The organism is Mycobacterium sp. (assembly GCF_029961025.1).
Lineage (GTDB): Bacteria > Actinomycetota > Actinomycetes > Mycobacteriales > Mycobacteriaceae > Mycobacterium.
Map to the genome: position 1 here is coordinate 177686 of NZ_JASBVP010000006.1, position 17869 is coordinate 195554.

A 17869-nucleotide genomic window follows, 5' to 3' on the forward strand; every position below is an offset into this window, starting at 1 on the left:
GGGCGGTGCTGGCGTGACACCTTATCCGTTCAGTGCGATCGTCGGACAGGACCAGCTGCGGCTGGCGCTGTTGTTGTGCGCGGTGCGTCCGGAGATCGGCGGGGTGCTCATCCGCGGCGAGAAGGGCACCGCCAAGTCCACCGCGGTGCGCGGGCTGGCCGCCCTGCTGTCCGGCGTGGCCGAGGGCGCCGGCCTGGTCGAGCTGCCGATCGGCGCCACCGAGGACCGGGTGATCGGCTCGCTGGATCTGCAGCGGGTGCTGCGCGACGGCGAGCACGCGTTCTCCCCGGGACTGCTGGCCCGCGCCCACCGCGGGGTGCTCTACGTCGACGAGGTCAACCTGCTGCAAGATCACCTGGTCGACCTGCTGCTCGATGCCGCCGCGATGGGGCGGGTGCACATCGAGCGCGACGGCATCTCCTATTCCCATGAGGCCCGGTTCGTGCTGATCGGCACCATGAATCCGGAGGAGGGCGAGCTGCGCCCGCAGCTGCTGGACCGCTTCGGCCTGACGGTCGACGTGCACGCGCCGCGCGACGTCGACGTGCGGATGCGGGTCATCCGCCGGCGGATGGCCTACGAGGCCGACCCCGACGGGTTCGCCGCTCGTTATGCCGGCGCCGACGCCGAGCTGGCTGATCGGATCGCCGCGGCCCGCCGGCTTGCCGGCGAGGTGGTGCTGCCCGATGACGAGTTGCGTCGCATCGCGAGCCTGTGCGCGGCGTTCGATGTCGACGGCATGCGCGCCGATCTGGTGGTGGCCCGCACCGCGGTGGCGCACGCGGCCTGGCGGGGCTGTCGCACCGTCGGCGAGCAGGATATCCGGGTGGCCGCCGAGCTGGCGCTGCCGCATCGGCGGCGCCGGGACCCGTTCGACGAGCCGGGCATCGACCGCCAACGGTTGGACGCGGCGCTGGCGCAGGCCGGCGCCGCCGGTGCCCCCGGCGAGCCCGACCCGGATCCCGACCCGCCGGGTGGCGGAGGCTCGACCGGGATGGACCCTGAACCGTTACCCGGGAATACCGGGAACACCGGGTCGGCGCCGCAGTCCCCCAAGCCAAGCGCGCCGCCGTCAGCGACGTTTCGGCCCCGTGCGCTGACCGTGCCCGGGGTTGGCGCGGGGGCGCCCGGACGGCGGTCGCGGGCCCGCAACGCCTGTGGCGCGGTGGTGGCCGCGACCGACAGCCCCGGCGGTCACGGGGTGCATCTGTTTGCGACCGTGCTGGCCGCCGCCAAGCGCGGCGGTGGTCCGGGCCCGTTGCGCCCGCAGCCCACCGACGTGCGCCGCGCCGTGCGCGTGGGCCTCGAGGGCAATCTGGTGGTCTTTCTCGTCGACGCCTCCGGTTCGATGGCGGCCCGCGACCGCATGGCCGCGGTCAGCGGTGCCGCCTTGTCGCTGCTGCGCGACGCCTACCAGCGGCGCGACCAGGTCGCGGTGATCACGTTCCGCGGGGCGGGGGCGCGGCTGCTGCTCCCGCCGACCTCGTCGGCGCACATCGCCGGGCGTCGGCTCGCCGGGTTCGACACCGGCGGCAAGACGCCGCTCGCCGAAGGCCTGCTGGCGGCCCGTGAGCTGATCGTTCGGGAGAAGGTGCGCGACCGGGCGCGCCGTCCCCTGGTGGTGGTGCTCACCGACGGACGGGCCACCGGCGGCCCGGATCCGTTGGGCCGCAGTCGATCAGCTGCCGCCCGGCTGGCCGCCGAACGGGTCGCAGCGGTCGTCGTGGATTGCGAAACCCAGCATGCGAGACTGGGGCTTGCCGGGGAACTGGCCCGCTGGCTCGGCGCACCGAGCGTGCGGTTGCCGCAGTTGCGCGCCGATCATTTGACCCGCGCCGTGCGCGGCGCAGCGTGAGTCGGCCGGGGGTGCCGAGCTATGCCACAGGGGCGTCCGCTTGAGGTTCCCGACGACGGGCTGACCACCCGGGCCAGGCGCCACACGCCGGTGCTGGCGGTGCACACCGGGGCGGGCAAGGGGAAATCGACGGCCGCGTTCGGGATGGCGTTGCGGGCGTGGAACGCCGGACTGTCCGTCGCGGTGTTTCAGTTCGTCAAGAGCGCCCGCTGGAAGGTCGGTGAGGAGGGCGCGTTCCGCGAGCTCGGCCGGCTGCACGACGAGCACGGGTTGGGCGGGTCGGTGGAATGGCACAAAATGGGTGCCGGCTGGTCGTGGTCGCGCAAGTCCGGGACCGACGGCGATCACGTGGCGGCCGCCGCGAACGGCTGGGCCGAGATCGCCCGTCGCCTCGCCGGCTGCCGCCACGACTTCTACCTGCTCGACGAGTTCACCTACCCGCTGCAATGGGGGTGGGTCGACGTCGACGACGTGGTGGACACGCTGCTGTCGCGCCCCGGCCGCCAGCACGTGGTGATCACCGGGCGCGATGCCCCGCAGCGACTGATCGACGCCGCCGACCTGGTGACCGAGATGACCAAGATCAAGCACCCGATGGATGCCGGGCGCAAGGGCCAACAAGGCATCGAGTGGTGAGCGTCCCCGCCGTGATCGTCGCCGCGCCCGCGTCGGGAAGCGGAAAGACAACCGTCGCAACGGGTCTGATGGGCGCATTGCGCCAGGCCGGCCATGCGGTCGCACCGTTCAAGGTGGGACCGGACTTCATCGACCCGGGTTATCACTGCCTGGCCGCCGGGCGGCCCGGGCGCAACCTGGACCCGGTGCTGGTGGGGGAGCAGCTCATCGGGCCGCTGTATGCGCACGGCGCGGCCGGGGCGGACGTCGCGGTGCTCGAAGGGGTGATGGGCCTGTTCGACGGGCGCATCGGCGCCGACGCCCCCACGCCGGCGCCCGGATCCACCGCGCACGTGGCCGGACTGCTGGGCGCCCCGGTGCTCCTGGTGGTCGACGCCCGCGGCCAAAGCCACAGCATCGCCGCGCTGCTGCACGGCTTTTCGACGTTCGACCCCGCAACCCGCGTCGCCGGCGTCATTCTCAACCGGGTCGGGTCCGCCAGACACGAGCAGGTGTTGCGCCAGGCCTGTGCCCAGGCCGGTGCGACGGTCGTCGGCGCGATTCCGCGCAGCGACACGGTGGAGGTGCCCGCCCGCCATCTGGGTCTGGTCACCGCCGTGGAGTACGGCCGGCGTGCCCGCAGCGCGGTGGCGGCGATGACAGCGTTGGTGGCCCGCCACGTCGACCTGGCCGCGGTGGTGGCACTCGCACAGAGCCGAATCGTAGCCCCGGCGTGGGATCCGGTGGCCGCGGTGGGCGGGGCGGGCGAGCCGCCGTGCCCGCCGGTGAGTCGGGCCGGGCGACCCACCGCAAGGCGGACCCCCCGGGCCCGGATCGCCGTGGCCGGCGGGAAGGCGTTCAGCTTCGGCTATCCCGAACACGGTGAGCTGTTGTGGGCCGCCGGCGCCGAGGTGGCCGAATTCGATCCGCTGTGCGACCCGCTGCCCGACGACACCGACGGGGTGGTGCTGCCCGGTGGGTTTCCCGAGCAGTACGCCGCCGAGCTCTCCAGCAACGACCTCGCCCGCCACCGGATCACCGCCCTGGCCGCCGCCGGTGCGCCGGTGCACGCCGAATGCGCTGGGCTGACATATCTGCTTTCCGAACTCGACGGCTACCCGATGTGCGGTGTGCTGGCCGGATCGGCGCGTTTCACCAGCCGCCTCACGTTGGGCTATCGCAACGCCGTTGCGACGGCCGATTCGCCGCTCTACACCGCGGGGCAACGTGTGGTCGGCCACGAATTTCACCGAACCTCAGCCACATTCGCCAAGAGCTATCCCCCGGCATGGGTGTATCCGGGGCCCGGGGGTGGCGCGGTGCGTGACGGGGTGGTGCACGCCGGTGTGCACGCGTCCTATCTGCACACCCATCCGGCCGCGGCCCCGGATGCGGTGGCGCGCTTCGTCGACCACGCCGCCGGCTCGGGAAACACGGTGTCCGGTGGCCGATAAGCCGTACCTGGTCGGTCTGCGGCTGGCCGGCAAGAAAGTCGTCGTGGTTGGCGGCGGCACGGTCGCCCAGCGCCGGTTACCGCTGCTGATCGCCAGCGGCGCCGACGTTCACGTCATCACCCGCAGGGCCACCCGCGCTGTCGAGGCGATGAGCCGAATTACCTTGTTGCTGAGGGATTATCGTGACGGCGACCTCGAGGGGGCGTGGTATGCGATCGCGGCGACCGACGACGCGGACGTGAACGCCGCCGTGGTCGCCGAGGCTGAGCGGCGGCGAATCTTTTGCGTGCGTGCCGACGTCGCCGCGGAGGGCACCGCGGTCACCCCGGCGTCATTCGAGTACGCAGGGCTGTCGGTCGGAGTACTGGCCGGCGGTGAACATCGCCGCTCGGCGGCCATCCGCTCGGCGATCCGCGAGGCGCTACAACAGGGTGTCATCGCCGCCGACACCGACGACGTCATACCGGGCGGGGTGGCGCTGATCGGCGGCGGTCCGGGCGATCCCGAGCTGATCACCGTCCGCGGTCGTCGGCTGCTCTTTCGGGCCGATGTCGTGATCGCCGACCGGCTGGCGCCACCCGAACTGCTGGCCGAGCTGCCGCCGCACGTCGAGGTGATCGACGCCGCCAAGATCCCCTACGGCCGCGCCATGGCCCAGGACGCCATCAACGCGGTGATGATCGAGCGGGCCAAAGCCGGCAAGTTCGTGGTCCGCCTCAAAGGCGGTGACCCGTTTGTGTTCGCCCGCGGCTACGAGGAGTTTTTGGCCTGCACCGACGCCGGGCTGCCGGTGACCGTGGTGCCGGGTGTGACCAGCGCCATAGGGGTGCCCGCGTTAGCGGGTGTTCCGGTCACCCACCGCGGTGTCTGCCATGAGTTTGTGGTGGTCAGCGGGCATCTTCCCCCGGGGCACCCCGAATCGTTAGTGAATTGGGATGCAATAGCGGCGATGTCGGGCACCATCGTTTTGCTGATGGCGGTGGAACACTTCGAGTTGTTCGCTGAGGCTTTGCTACGAGGCGGCCGGCCTGCGCAGACGCCGGTGCTGGCGGTGCAACACGGAACAATGGCCGCACAACGCACTTTGCGGGCAACGCTGGCGGAGGCACCGGAGAAGATCCGCGCAGCGGGCCTTCGGCCTCCCGCGGTCATCGTGATCGGCCCGGTGGCCGCGTTCGGCGCTTAAACAATTCTTAAGATTACTGTAAGGTGGCCCGTTATGACGGCCCTCAACGACGCGGACTGGGCAGTGCCGAACCGGACGGCCCCGCGCGCGCGGCGTGCGACCCCGATGCCCGTTGAAGGGATCGCGCTGCGGCCGGTACGCAGGTTTCTGCCACCGTGGCTGCCGCCTCGCCGCTTTGTTGCCGCGGTTATCGCCATCGGCGGCATGCAGCTGATGGCGACCATGGATGGCACCATCGCGATCGTCGCGCTGCCCAAGATCCAGAACCAGCTGGGCCTCTCGGACGCCGGACGGAGCTGGGTGATCACCGCCTACGTGCTGACTTTCGGTGGGTTGATGCTGCTCGGCGGCCGTCTGGGGGACACCATCGGGCGCAAGCGCACGTTCATCGTCGGCGTCGCGCTGTTCACCATCGCCTCTGCCATGTGCGGCATTGCCTGGGACGCGGGCACCCTGGTGTTGGCCCGGCTGTTGCAGGGCGTGGGAGCCGCCATCGCCTCGCCCACCGGCCTGGCGTTGGTGGCGACAACCTTCCCGAAAGGCCCGGCTCGCAACGCCGCGACGGCGGTGTTCGGCGCGATGACCGGCGTCGGCTCGGTGCTGGGCCTGGTCGTCGGCGGGGCGCTGACCGAGGTGTCGTGGCGGCTGGCGTTCGTGGTGAACGTGCCGATCGGGCTGCTGATGGTGCATCTGGCCCGGGTGGCGCTGCGGGAAACCCAGAAAGAACGCATGAAGCTTGACGCCACCGGGGCCGTGCTGGCCACGCTGACCTGCACCGCGGCGGTTTTCGGCTTCTCGATGGGGCCGGAAAAGAGCTGGCTGTCGGCCACCACGATCGGGTCGGCTGTGCTGGCCCTGGGTGCTTTCGTGGCGTTCGCCGTGGTGGAGCGCACCGCCGAGAACCCCATCGTGCCGTTCAACCTGTTCCGCGACCGCAATCGGCTGGCCACCTTCGCCGCGATCTTCCTGGCCGGCGGGGTGATGTTCACCCTGACCGTGCTGATCGGCTTGTACGTGCAGGACATCATGGGCTACAGCGCCCTGCGTGCGGGCATCGGCTTCATCCCGTTCGCCATTGCGATGGGTGTCGGACTGGGCGCGTCGTCGCAGCTGGTGGCGTGGTTCCCGCCGCGGGTCGTGGTGATCGGCGGGGGCATCCTGGTGCTGGGCGCGATGCTCTACGGCTCGACACTCAACCGCGGGATCCCCTACTTCCCCAACCTGGTGATGCCGATCGTCGTGGGCGGGATCGGCATCGGCATGATCATCGTCCCGCTGGCGCTCTCGGCGATCGCCGGCGTCGGTTTCGACCGGATCGGGCCCACCTCGGCGATCGCGCTCATGCTGCAGAATTTGGGAGGGCCGGTGGTGCTCGCCATCATCCAGGCCGTCATCACCTCACGCACCTTGTACCTGGGCGGCACCACCGGCCCGGTGAAGTTCATGGACGCCGCCCAGTTGCACGCGCTGGATCGCGGTTACACCTACGGCCTGCTGTGGGTGGCCGGGGTGGCCATCCTGGTCGGCGGCGCGGCGCTGCTGATCGGCTACACGGCGCAGCAGGTGGCGCAGGCCCAAGAGGCCAAGGAAGCGATCGAGCACGGGGGTCTTTAGGGTCCGCGCCGGGCGAGTCCGGACCTCGGGCGGCGGGCTCATTAAGCTCGTTTGCTGTGATCATGCGCATGTCCCAGCTGTTCCTGCGCACGTTGCGGGAGGATCCCGCCGACGCCGAAGTGCCCAGCCACAAGCTGCTGATTCGGGCCGGCTACATCCGGCCGGTCGCACCCGGGCTGTACAGCTGGCTTCCGCTCGGCCTGCGGGTGTTGCGCAAGATCGAACGCGTCGTGCGTGAGGAGATGAACGCCATTGGCGGGCAGGAGATCCTGCTTCCCGCTTTGCTGCCCCGGGCGCCGTTCGAGACGACTAACCGGTGGACCGAGTATGGCGAGGGGGTGTTTCGGCTTCGGGATCGCCGTGGACACGACTACCTGCTGGGGCCAACGCACGAAGAGCTGGTCACCTTGATGGTGAAGGGAGAGTACAGCTCTCACAAGGACTTTCCGCTTTTGCTGTACCAAATCCAGAACAAATACCGAGACGAGCCACGGCCGCGCGCCGGTATTCTGCGGGTTCGGGAGTTCCTGATGAAGGACTCCTACTCCTTCGACACCGACGACGCCGGGCTCAAGGCCGCCTATTACGCGCACCGCGAGGCCTACCAGCGCATGTTCGACCGGCTCCGGGTGCGCTACGTCATCGTCTCCGCGGTTTCCGGCGCGATGGGTGGTAGCGCGTCGGAGGAGTTTTTGGCCGAGAGCCCGGTCGGCGAGGACACCTTTGTGCGCTGCCTGCAGTCCGGATACGCCGCCAACGTCGAGGCGGTGGTCACGGCCCGCCCGGAGAGCCTGCCCATCGACGGGCAGCCCGAGCCGGTGATCCATGACACCGGTGACACTCCGACCATCGCCGCCCTGGTCGACTGGGCCAACCGAGCGGGCCTGGGGCGCACCATCACCGCCGCCGATACCCTGAAGAACGTCATGCTCAAGGTTCGCCGGCCGGGATCGGACTGGGAGTTGCTGGCCATCGGACTGCCGGGCGACCGTGAAATCGACGACCGGAGGCTGGAGGCGGCGCTCGCCCCCGCCGAGTACGCGTTGCTCGGTGACGACGACTTCGCCAGGTACCCGTTTTTGGTGAAGGGTTACATAGGGCCGAAAGCGTTGCGCGAAAACGGTGTTCGCTATCTAGTCGACCCACGGGTGGTGGACGGCACCAGCTGGATCACCGGCGCCGACCAGCCCGGCAAGCATGTCGTCGGACTGGTGGCCGGCCGGGACTTCACCGCCGACGGCACGATCGAGGCCGCCGAGGTCCGCGATGGCGACCCGTCCCCCGACGGGGCCGGCCCGCTGGTGTCGGCCCGCGGCATCGAGATAGGCCACATCTTCCAGCTCGGCCGCAAATACACCGACGCCTTTGCCGTCGATGTGCTGGGCGAGGACGGAAAACCGGTGCGATTGACCATGGGCTGCTACGGCATCGGGGTGTCGCGGCTGGTTGCCGTCATTGCCGAACAGCATCACGACGAGCTGGGCCTGCGCTGGCCGTCCACCGTGGCGCCGTTCGATGTGCACGTGGTGATCGCGACCAAAGACGCCGGGGTGCACGCCGGCGCTACCGCGCTGGCCGCGGAGCTGGACCGCCTCGGTGTCGAGGTGCTGCTCGATGACCGGCAGGCCTCGCCGGGGGTGAAGTTCACCGACGCCGAGTTGCTGGGCATGCCCTGGATCGTCGTGGTGGGTCGCGGCTGGGCAAAAGGCGTCGTCGAGTTGCGCGACCGCTTCAGCGGCCAGACCCGCGAGCTGGCCACCGGCGCTTCGCCGGCCACCGAGATCGCCGCCATCGTGTCCGGCCGGCGCGGTGATGACGCCGGCGCTGCGGCGGCCGGCTGAGCCGCGGACCACCCCGGGCCCGTCCCCTCATCCGCCGCCGGGAAAAGCCGTGGTGATCGGCCAGGCTCCCAGCACCCGGTTCCACTGCGCCGCCAGCACCGCGCTTTGGGTTAGCGCCCGCACGCCGAATTCCCGGTCCTCGGGCCCCTGGGCCTGTTCCACGACCGCCCGCCAGGCCACCGCGGCGTCGTTCTCCATCCGCGCGGCCAGCCGGGCCGCGGCGCGCGGGCTGTTCACCGCCATCGGCAGCTGGTAGCCCGCGGCGGCCACCGGCGCGGCGACCTTGCGGGCCGCCAGCATCGCAATGACACGATCCCGTCGTTCCCGATGCTCGCCGAGCGCGGTGGACACCAGGGCGTTGACGTCGGTCGCGCAGTGCGCGGACACGATGCCGTAGCCGTAGATAACGGCGTGCTCGGTGGCCAGCGCGTCGCAGAGGGCGGCGTCGTCGGAGTCGGTTTTGCCCCCCGGGTGTGGCGACGGTGACCTGGTACCCGGGGTGGGCTCGACGGAGGTCATGGCGTGGGCGCTCCGATCGCCAGCGCGACCGTGTAGGCGGCGGTGCAGGAGGCGGCGATGGAGCCCAGCAGTCCGGCCCGGTAACCCGACAACCTGGCGGCGAGCCGGGTGGCGCTGTCCGCGGAGGCGTGCAGCGCATTGATCACATCCGAGAGCGAGGGCGCCGGCGCCGCCGGGCCGTTAGCGACCGGACCGGCCGGTGCGCTCGAGGTGGTCGTGGTCCTACCGGCGACCCGGTCGATCTCGGTGGCCAACGCCTGCGCATGGCGGGAACGTTCCAGCGCGACTTCCCGCAGCGCGGCAGCGAGCTGTCCCAGTTCGGTCGCGGCCGCCGCGGTGGCCAGCTCACTGTCGTTGCGGGCCGACTCCAGCTGGGACTGCAATTCGTCCACCGCGGGAGGCGGCGGCGGGGAGCCGCACCCCGGCGCCACCGCACCGAGCACCACGAGGGCAGCGCCACCGGCGAGCAGCTGTCTCCTGCTGACCACGGAAGCGGTGCTTGACACAGCCACATCCTGCCATTGCCCGCGTGTCGGCGTGACCCGGTGAACCGTTGCGGCCATCGGGTTCGATAGCCGATTCCGGAGCCGATTCCTGGCGTATCGTTGGTAGCTGGCCCCTGTGGAACGCCCGCCGCGGCGTACCGCGGGGCCGCTCGGAGCCGCCCGCCGGCGACATCCAGCCGATGACCGGATAACTCGAACAACTCAAGATGAGGAGCTCGCCGTGGCCACCGGGCTACCTTCGCAGAAGCAGGTGATCGAGCTACTTGGTGGGCATTTTGCGCGCGCCGGCTACGACATCGAAGAAGTCGTCATCGACACTCGAGCCCGCCCGCCGCGCATTTCGGTGGTCGCCGATGGCGATACCCCGCTTGACTTGGACACCATAGCCGCGTTGTCTCGCTCGGCGTCGGCTTTGCTGGACACCCTGGACGGCATTACCGGCAGTTACCTTCTCGAGGTCAGCTCGCCGGGCGTGCATCGCCCGTTGACCACCGAGAGGCACTTTCGCCGCGCCCGTGGCCGCAAGGTTGAATTGTCGATGGCGGACGGTTCCCGGCTGACCGGCCGTGTGGGGGAGACGCGCGGCAATGCGGTGGCACTGGTGATTCGCGACGGTCGCGGCTGGACCGTTCGAAGGATCCCGCTCGAGGAAATCACGAAAGCCGTTGTTCAGGTTGAGTTTTCGCGGCCCGCCCCACGGGAGTTGGAACTGGCCGGCGTTGCGGGAACGGAGGCCGGGGCATGAACATCGACATGGCCGCCCTGCATGCGATCGAGGTGGATCGGGGAATCTCCGTCACCGAGTTGCTCGAGACGATCAAGTCGGCGCTGCTCACCGCCTACCGCCACACCGAAGGCCACCACAACGACGCGCGCATCGAGATCGACCGCAAAACCGGCGCGGTGCGGGTGATCGCCCGCGAAACCGACGCTGAGGGCAACGTGGTCAGCGAGTGGGACGACACCCCCGAGGGTTTCGGCAGGATCGCGGCCACAACCGCGCGCCAGGTAATGCTCCAGCGGTTCCGCGACGCCGAAAACGAACGCACCTATGGTGAGTTCTCCACCCGGGAGGGGGACATCGTCGCCGGGGTGATCCAACGGGACAGCCGGGCCAATGCCCGCGGTCTGGTCGTGGTCAGGATGGGCAGTGAGACCCGGGCATCCGAGGGTGTCATCCCGGCGGCCGAGCAGGTTCCGGGTGAGAGCTATGAGCACGGCAACCGCCTGCGATGCTACGTGCTCGGGGTGAGTCGCGGGATCCGCGAGCCGCTGATCACCTTGTCGCGCACCCATCCCAACCTGGTGCGCAAGCTGTTCGCACTGGAGGTTCCCGAGATCGCCGACGGTTCGGTGGAGATCGTCGCGGTCGCCCGCGAGGCCGGGCATCGCTCAAAGATCGCGGTGAAGTCGAACGTTCCCGGGCTGAACGCCAAGGGCGCCTGCATCGGTCCAATGGGGCAGCGGGTGCGCAACGTGATGAGCGAGCTGTCCGGGGAGAAGATCGACATCATCGACTACGACGAGGACCCGGCCCGCTTCGTCGCCAACGCTTTGTCTCCGGCCAAGGTGGTCTCGGTGACGGTGATCGACCCGACCGCCCGGGCCGCCCGGGTGGTGGTCCCCGATTTCCAGTTGTCGCTGGCCATCGGCAAAGAGGGTCAGAATGCGCGGTTGGCCGCGCGGTTGACCGGATGGCGGATCGACATCCGGGGCGATTCGCCGGCGCAGCCGGGGCCCCGGCAGGAGCACGGCGCCGACCAGGGAATGGCGCACGAACGGTAACGCCGTGGGGCGGTTTGGTGCGTCGCAGATCGGGCGGTTCTGCGCCCGGCCGGGCTGAAGGTAGACTAAGCCGTGATCCAGCGCGAGACTTCTGCCTCGGCGCATCGACGCATCGACGGGCCGGTGCGCACGTGCGTCGGGTGTCGAAGGCGAGGGTTGGCTGTCGAATTGTTGCGCGTGGTGGCGGTGTCGATCGGGAATGGCGGGCACGCCGTGATCGTTGATACCGCCGGCAGCATGCCGGGGCGGGGCGCATGGCTGCATCCCGTTCAGCAGTGTGTGCGGCAAGCGATTCGGCGGCGAGCGTTCGCACGAGCGCTGCGCATCACCGGTTCACCGGACCCATCCGCGGTGGTCGAGTATATTAATGCGCTCGGCCCACCCGGCAACAGAACAGGCAGCACAGAACATGAGCACACCGTGAAGCCCCGACGATGATCATGCGTCGTAGCTAAACCCGAGGCGCGGCCCACCACACGCCGTCGCCTCATGGACAGGAGATGGAGTGGCAGGCAAGGCCCGCGTACACGAGTTGGCCAAGGAACTCGGTGTAACCAGCAAGGAAGTTCTCGCCCGGCTGAGCGAACAGGGCGAATTCGTCAAATCGGCGTCGTCGACGGTGGAAGCACCCGTCGCCCGGCGGCTGCGGGAATCGTTCGGCGGCGGCAAGGCCGCGCAGCAGAAGACCGCCGGCAACGGCGAGGCCACCGCCGCGCCCGCTACGGCATCCGGTGCCGGAGTGGCCGCGGCCAAGACCGCTGGCCGGCCGTCCGCACCCGGGGCAGCCGCGCCATCGGCACCCGGGGCGGCCGCATCGCCCGCACCCGGGGCGGCCGCGCCGCCGGCGCCTTCGCGAGCGCCGTCGGTCCCGGAAGCCGGGCACCCGCCGGTCCCGGGCGCCAGACCCCCCTCGCCCGGGGCGACTCCCGCACCGCGCCCTGGCGCCGCGCCGAAACCGGGAATTCGGACCCCGCGCGTCGGAAATAACCCGTTCTCCTCGGCGCAACCGGTCGATCGACCCATTCCGCGACCCCAGATCCCGCGTCCGGGGGCCGTTCGGCCCGGGGCGCCGCGCCCGGGGGTCACCCCGGGCAGCATGCCGCCCCGACCGGGCGGGCCCGGGGGCCAGGCCCGCCCGGCGCGTCCGGGGGTGCCGCGTCCCGCTCCCGGCGGTCGCCCCGGTGTTCCGGCCGGTGGTCGCGCCGGAGCGGGTGGCGGCGCCTACCGCGGCGGGGTGGGGGCACCGCCCGGCGCGGGTTACCGCGGCCGTCCCGGGACCGGTGGCCGTCCCGGGCAGCGCGCCGGTGCCGCGGGCGCGTTCGGCCGTCCCGGCGGCGCGCCGAAGCGTGGCCGCAAGTCCAAGCGGCAAAAGCGCCAGGAATACGACTCGATGCAGGCCCCGGTCGTCGGTGGCATCCGGTTGCCGCACGGCAACGGTGAGACGATCCGGCTGGCGCGCGGCGCTTCCCTGGCGGAATTCGCCGAGAAGATCGACGCCAACCCGGCGGCGTTGGTGCAGGCGCTGTTCAACCTGGGCGAAATGGTGACCGCCACCCAGTCGGTCAGCGACGAGACGCTCGAGCTGCTGGGCAACGAGATGAACTACAACGTGCAGGTGGTCAGCCCGGAGGACGAGGATCGCGAACTGCTCGAGTCGTTTGACCTGACCTACGGCGAGGACCAGGGCACCGAGGAAGACCTGCAGGTCCGCCCGCCGGTGGTGACGGTGATGGGCCACGTCGACCACGGCAAAACCCGCCTGCTGGACACCATCCGCAAGACCAATGTGCGCGAAGCCGAGGCCGGTGGCATCACCCAGCACATCGGCGCCTACCAGGTGACGGTCGAGCACGAGGGCACCCAGCGACCGATCACCTTCATCGACACCCCGGGTCATGAGGCGTTCACCGCCATGCGTGCCCGCGGCGCGAAGGCCACCGACATCGCGATCCTGGTGGTCGCCGCCGACGACGGCGTGATGCCCCAGACGGTGGAGGCCATCAACCACGCGCAGGCGGCCGACGTCCCGATCGTGGTGGCCGTGAACAAGATCGACAAGCCGGGTGCCGACCCGGCCAAGATCCGTGGTCAGCTCACCGAATATGGTTTGGTGCCTGAGGAATTCGGTGGTGACACCATGTTCGTCGACATCTCCGCGAAGGTCGGCACCAATATCGATCAGCTGCTTGAGGCCGTGCTGCTGACCGCGGATGCCGCTTTGGACCTGCGGGCCAACCCGGACATGGAGGCGCAGGGCGTGGTGATCGAATCGCAGCTAGACCGTGGCCGCGGTCCGGTGGCGACCGTGCTGGTGCAGCGCGGCACCCTGCACGTCGGCGACTCGGTGGTGGCCGGCGATGCCCACGGCCGGGTTCGGCGGATGCTCGACGAGTACGGCGAGGACGTCGACGCGGCGTTGCCGTCGCGCCCGGTGCAGGTGATCGGCTTCACCTCGGTTCCCGGCGCCGGTGACAATTTCCTGGTCGTCGAGGAGGACCGCATCGCCCGTCAGATCGCCGACCGGCGCAGCGCCCGCAAACGCAACGCCCTGGCCGCCCGCACCCGCAAACGGATCAGCCTGGAGGACCTGGACTCGGCGCTGAAGGAAACCCGCCAGCTGAACCTGATCCTCAAGGGCGACAACGCCGGAACGGTCGAGGCGCTGGAAGAGGCGCTGCTGGGCATCCAGGTCGAGGGCGACGTGCAACTGCGGGTCATCGACCGTGGGGTGGGCGCCATCACCGAGACCAACGTCAACCTGGCCTCGGCGTCGGATGCGGTGATTATCGGGTTCAATGTGCGCGCCGAGGGCAAGGCCACCGAGCTGGCCAGCCGTGAAGGCGTGGAGATCCGCTACTACACGGTGATCTACCAGGCGATCGACGAGATCGAGCAAGCGCTGCGCGGCATGCTCAAGCCGGTCTACGCCGAGGTCCAGCTGGGCCGCGCCGAGGTGCGGGCGCTGTTCCGCTCCTCGAAGGTCGGCACCATCGCCGGGTGCCTGGTCACCTCCGGGGTGATCCGGCGCAACGCCAAGGCCCGGCTGCTGCGGGACAACATCGTGGTGGCCGACAACCTGACCGTGGCCTCGCTGCGCCGGGAAAAAGACGACGTCACCGAGGTTCGCGAGGGCTACGAGTGCGGTTTGACGCTGGGCTACTCCGACCTCAGGGAAGGCGATGTCGTCGAAACCTACGAGCTGGTCCAAAAGGAACGAGGGTAGGAGCGTCTTATGCCTGACCCGGGACGGGCGCGCCGGCTGGCCAAACGGATCTCCACCATCGTGGCCTCGGCGATCGAACACGAGATCAAGGATCCGCGGTTGGACGGGGTGACCATCACCGACACCAAGCTGACCGGGGATCTGCACGACGCGACGGTGTACTACACGGTGATGGGCCGCACCCTCGACGAGGAGCCGAACTACGCGGCCGCCGCCGCGGCGCTGGAAAGCGCGAAGGGTGTGCTGCGCACCAAGGTCGGAGCCGGCACCGGTGTGCGCTTCACCCCCACGCTGAGCTTCGTGCGCGACACCGTGCCCGACGCCGTGCACCAAATGGACGAGCTACTGGCCCGGGCCCGCGCCGCCGACGCCGAGCTGGCCCGGGTGCGCTCCGGGGCCAAGCCGGCCGGCGAGGCCGACCCGTACCGGGTGAGCGGTGGCAATCAGGCCGGTGCAACCGCCGGGGGCTCCGGTGACGACGATCAACCCCAAGGCTGAGCCGGGGTCCACGGCCGGGCGCGTTGACGCCGCCGGCGCCGCCGAGCTGCTCGCCGCCGCCACGAGGGTCGCGGTGCTCTGTCATGTCTATCCCGACGCCGACACGGTTGGGGCCGGGTTGGCGCTGGGCCTGGCACTCGAGCGCTGCGGCAAGCAGGTCCAGGTCGGTTTCGCCGCGCCGGCGACGCTGCCGGAGTCGCTGCGGTCGTTGCCGGGCGGGCGGTTGCTGGCCGGCCCCGATGCCATCCGCCGGGATGTCGATCTGGTTGTCACCGTCGACATTCCGAGTGTCGACCGGCTCGGCGGGCTGGCCGGGCTGGCCTCCGCCCGGGAGCTGTTGGTCATCGACCACCACGCCTCTAACCAGCTGTTCGGCACCGCGAACTTCGTGGACCCCTCGGCGGATTCCACCACGATGCTGGTCGCCGAGCTGCTGGACGCGTGGGGTCAGCCCATCAACGCCGAAGTGGCGCAGTGTATTTACGCCGGGCTGGCGACCGACACCGGCTCGTTCCGCTGGGCCAGCGCGCGCGGGCATCGGCTGGCGGCCCGGCTGATCGAGATCGGGGTGGACAATGCCGCCATCAGCCGATCGCTGATGGACAGCCGTCCGTTTTCCTGGCTGGGGTTGCTGTCGCGGGTGCTGGGCTCGGCGCGGTTGGTGCCCGACGCTGTCGGCGGTCTTGGACTGGTCTATGTCGTTGTCGGCAACCGGGACTGGGATAACGCCCGGGCGGAGGATGTCGAAAGCATCATCGATATCGTGCGCACCACGCAACAGGCCGAGGTGGCGGTGGTGTTCAAAGAGATCGAGCCGCAGCGATGGTCGGTGTCGATGCGGGCTAAAAGCGCAGTGGATTTGGCCGCGGTCGCGGCGGTGTTCGGGGGTGGCGGGCATCCGCTGGCCGCAGGCTACACAACCACCGGCACCGCAGCCGAAGTGGTCACCTCGTTGCGCGCCGCTTTGCGTTGAGGCTCTGCGTTGACCGGATTTGCCGACGGGCATGCCGCTTTGGGTGGAGCGGCCGGGCTGACCGTTTTGCTGCGACCGACCGTTTTGCTGCGGCCATGCATGCAGCGTCGCGACCAGGGAATCGAACTCGGCCAGCAATGCCTCGGCATCGCGCTGAAATTCCCCCATTCGCTGCACCGCCTCGCGCTGAAACTCCCCCATTCGCTGCACCGCCTCGGCCAACCCCCTCCGGATCCACCCGAAACGCCTTTAGCCATCGACCACACCCCCAGCCGCCGCGCCGATGCCGACTCGCTGTCCTGGTAGTCCGCCCCCGACCGCCTCGGCCAAGATCGACAACCCCAGCATCATCTCACCGGCCCCGCGATGCCACAGCTCCTGCGCCCGGGCGTGGGCGCGCTTCAGGGCCTGCCAACCACCCCCAGCATCTGGGCGACCTCGCCGTCCAGCTCAGCCAGCCGGTCCCGCAGCGCCTCAGCCCCACCGCAAACGCCTGCGCGAAACCCGCCAACACCGCCGGATCCACCCGCAGCGGCTCATCGGATGCCACCCGGCAAACCGACTCACGTTGGCTGCCACAACTCAGCCCGGCCGCACCCCGAGGCCATCAATCCCCGAACAATCGCGGTGCGATTCGGTTGTGGGGACTGTCCGAAATCCGGTTGTGGTCGCCGGCTGTGTGGGGGGCCGGTGCTCATAGCGAAGCATCTCGATGACACGGGCAAGGTGTTTGTGACAAGTCGGGAATCTACCCTCATTCGGATGGAGGTTGGCACAACCGGAGCCGGCTTGACGCCAGTGCCCAGAGGTCCGTCTTCGCAGCTCACAGTTGGTCTGCGCGGGTCACCGGTCGAGTGCGGAGTCGCGGAGGTCGTGGCGCTGACTCGCGACGGTATGGTTTAGGGTAGCAACGTACGTACATTAACCGTACACTATGGTTGTTGGTTAAGGAGGAGTCATCGTGGCAGTCAAAGCGAAGCGCTTCGAGCTTCGCGCGGAGGAGGCGACCCTGGACCGCATCCAGCGAGCCGCCAATGTCGTGCATGAGCAGACCTCGGAATTCGTCCGCAAAGCCGCGATCCAGCGTGCCGAGGACGTCCTGCGCCAAGAGCTGGTAACGGTGATGGAGCCCGAACAGTTCGACAAGTTGATGTCTTCGCTCGACGCCGCCGACGCCGCACCACGACTCGCGGCAGCCGCACGAAAGCCTGCGGCGTTCAAGCGGCGCTGAGCGATGTTCGAGTCCGCGCGGCTCGACGACGACCACACCCTGGAAGGGTTCGACTGCGGCAAGGAACCGCTGAACAACTGGCTGGCCGAACACGCCCGCCGCGCGGACAGCAGCGGCACAGCGCACGTCTACGTATGGACCCCGCACGGGGAACCGAAGGTCTGCGCTTACTTCGCCATCTGTCCCACCGAAATCGTGCGGAAAGACGCCGGCGTGCCGGCGTCGATGGCTGCGGGCTATTCCCGCATACCCGGATATTTGATCGCCCGTCTGGCAATCGACGCAACGCTGCATGGTCGAGGGTACGGCGAGCAGTTACTCCTGGACGCACTCGGGAAAGCAGTGGCCGCATCGGAGATCGGCGAAGGACGGCTTATCGTCGTTGATGCGATAGACGAGGAGGCCCAGTCGTTTTACGAGCATTACCACTTCGTCCCCGTCCGCAACCGCCAGCGCCGTCTGGTGATGAAGGTGTCCACAGCGGCTAAGGCACTTGGCCAGCGCTGGCACGACTGAACGGCAACGGGGAATGGCGGGTTTTGCAAGTGATGCGAACCCCGCTGGCCCTC

At 69.6% G+C, this 17869-nt stretch carries 16 protein-coding genes and 1 pseudogene; 15 read left to right on the forward strand and 2 right to left on the reverse strand.

The window, feature by feature from the left end:
- Positions 1 to 13 precede the first annotated feature (13 nt).
- The 6 genes and pseudogenes from QJR12_RS08770 (at position 14) to QJR12_RS08795 (ending at position 8565) form a co-directional block, all read left to right on the forward strand.
- Entirely contained in the window at positions 14 to 1855 is a 1842-nt protein-coding gene (locus QJR12_RS08770; protein WP_300580830.1) for a magnesium chelatase subunit D family protein, read from the forward strand.
- A gap of 21 nt (positions 1856 to 1876) precedes the next feature.
- Positions 1877 to 2491 carry a cob(I)yrinic acid a,c-diamide adenosyltransferase gene (gene cobO, locus QJR12_RS08775; protein ID WP_300580832.1) on the forward strand — a complete coding sequence of 205 codons (615 nt, stop codon included), beginning with the start codon at positions 1877 to 1879 and terminating at the stop codon, positions 2489 to 2491.
- Positions 2488 to 3924 carry a cobyrinate a,c-diamide synthase gene (locus QJR12_RS08780; RefSeq protein ID WP_300580835.1) on the forward strand — a complete coding sequence of 479 codons (1437 nt, stop codon included), beginning with the start codon at positions 2488 to 2490 and terminating at the stop codon, positions 3922 to 3924. Before cobO ends, QJR12_RS08780 begins: the two co-directional genes overlap by 4 nt.
- Positions 3914 to 5121: pseudogene (cobA, locus tag QJR12_RS08785) on the forward strand (uroporphyrinogen-III C-methyltransferase). The gene QJR12_RS08780 and the pseudogene cobA overlap by 11 nt, the downstream one beginning before the upstream one ends.
- Positions 5122 to 5143: 22 nt before the next feature.
- Positions 5144 to 6724: an MFS transporter gene (locus tag QJR12_RS08790; protein WP_300580838.1), complete on the forward strand. Its 1581-nt coding sequence runs from the start codon at positions 5144 to 5146 to the stop codon at positions 6722 to 6724.
- A gap of 56 nt (positions 6725 to 6780) precedes the next feature.
- Positions 6781 to 8565, forward strand: a complete 1785-nt coding sequence (locus tag QJR12_RS08795) for a proline--tRNA ligase (protein WP_300580840.1) — start codon at positions 6781 to 6783, stop codon at positions 8563 to 8565.
- 27 nt (positions 8566 to 8592) lie between these two features.
- Here the strand turns inward: QJR12_RS08795 and QJR12_RS08800 are convergent, their stop codons facing one another.
- Positions 8593 to 9084, reverse strand: a complete 492-nt coding sequence (locus QJR12_RS08800) for a ferritin-like domain-containing protein (protein WP_300580843.1) — start codon at positions 9082 to 9084, stop codon at positions 8593 to 8595.
- Positions 9081 to 9590, reverse strand: coding sequence for a hypothetical protein (locus QJR12_RS08805; RefSeq protein ID WP_300580846.1), 510 nt, complete (start codon positions 9588 to 9590; stop codon positions 9081 to 9083). Before QJR12_RS08805 ends, QJR12_RS08800 begins: the two co-directional genes overlap by 4 nt.
- Before the next feature lie 220 nt (positions 9591 to 9810).
- Between QJR12_RS08805 and rimP the strand changes: the two genes are divergently transcribed.
- The 9 genes from rimP (at position 9811) to QJR12_RS08850 (ending at position 17816) form a co-directional block, all read left to right on the forward strand.
- Positions 9811 to 10335 (forward strand): ribosome maturation factor RimP, encoded by a 525-nt coding sequence (rimP, locus tag QJR12_RS08810; RefSeq protein ID WP_300580848.1) that lies wholly within the window; start codon positions 9811 to 9813, stop codon positions 10333 to 10335.
- Positions 10332 to 11375 (forward strand): transcription termination factor NusA, encoded by a 1044-nt coding sequence (gene nusA / locus QJR12_RS08815; RefSeq protein WP_300580851.1) that lies wholly within the window; start codon positions 10332 to 10334, stop codon positions 11373 to 11375. The genes rimP and nusA overlap by 4 nt, the downstream gene beginning before the upstream one ends.
- A 72-nt stretch (positions 11376 to 11447) precedes the next feature.
- Entirely contained in the window at positions 11448 to 11813 is a 366-nt protein-coding gene (locus tag QJR12_RS08820) for a DUF448 domain-containing protein (RefSeq protein ID WP_300580853.1), read from the forward strand.
- Between the two features lie 67 nt (positions 11814 to 11880).
- Positions 11881 to 14598, forward strand: a complete 2718-nt coding sequence (gene infB, locus QJR12_RS08825) for a translation initiation factor IF-2 (protein ID WP_300580856.1) — start codon at positions 11881 to 11883, stop codon at positions 14596 to 14598.
- Positions 14599 to 14607: 9 nt separating this feature from the next.
- The gene (gene rbfA / locus QJR12_RS08830; RefSeq protein ID WP_300580858.1) at positions 14608 to 15096 is read left to right on the forward strand and encodes a 30S ribosome-binding factor RbfA; all 489 of its coding nucleotides are present in this window, start codon (positions 14608 to 14610) and stop codon (positions 15094 to 15096) included.
- A complete protein-coding gene (locus QJR12_RS08835) occupies positions 15071 to 16069 on the forward strand; it encodes a bifunctional oligoribonuclease/PAP phosphatase NrnA (protein ID WP_300580860.1) in 999 nt (332 codons plus the stop codon). Before rbfA ends, QJR12_RS08835 begins: the two co-directional genes overlap by 26 nt.
- A 9-nt stretch (positions 16070 to 16078) precedes the next feature.
- Positions 16079 to 16375: a hypothetical protein gene (locus tag QJR12_RS08840; RefSeq protein ID WP_300580863.1), complete on the forward strand. Its 297-nt coding sequence runs from the start codon at positions 16079 to 16081 to the stop codon at positions 16373 to 16375.
- 655 nt (positions 16376 to 17030) lie between these two features.
- On the forward strand, positions 17031 to 17300 hold the full coding sequence (locus QJR12_RS08845; protein WP_300580866.1) for a DUF1778 domain-containing protein: 270 nt from the start codon (positions 17031 to 17033) through the stop codon (positions 17298 to 17300).
- A gap of 3 nt (positions 17301 to 17303) precedes the next feature.
- Positions 17304 to 17816, forward strand: coding sequence for a GNAT family N-acetyltransferase (locus QJR12_RS08850; RefSeq protein ID WP_300580869.1), 513 nt, complete (start codon positions 17304 to 17306; stop codon positions 17814 to 17816).
- The last annotated feature ends 53 nt before the right edge of the window (positions 17817 to 17869 follow it).

Excerpts from the sequence above, each read along its gene's own strand:
- cobO (WP_300580832.1), top strand. The coding sequence starts at position 1,877 with ATGCCACAGGGGCGTCCGCTTGAGGTTCCCGACGACGGGCTGACCACC.
- QJR12_RS08790 (WP_300580838.1), top strand. The coding sequence starts at position 5,144 with ATGACGGCCCTCAACGACGCGGACTGGGCAGTGCCGAACCGGACGGCC.
- QJR12_RS08800 (WP_300580843.1), bottom strand. The coding sequence starts at position 9,084 with ATGACCTCCGTCGAGCCCACCCCGGGTACCAGGTCACCGTCGCCACAC.
- nusA (WP_300580851.1), top strand. The coding sequence starts at position 10,332 with ATGAACATCGACATGGCCGCCCTGCATGCGATCGAGGTGGATCGGGGA.
- rbfA (WP_300580858.1), top strand. The coding sequence starts at position 14,608 with ATGCCTGACCCGGGACGGGCGCGCCGGCTGGCCAAACGGATCTCCACC.
- QJR12_RS08850 (WP_300580869.1), top strand. The coding sequence starts at position 17,304 with ATGTTCGAGTCCGCGCGGCTCGACGACGACCACACCCTGGAAGGGTTC.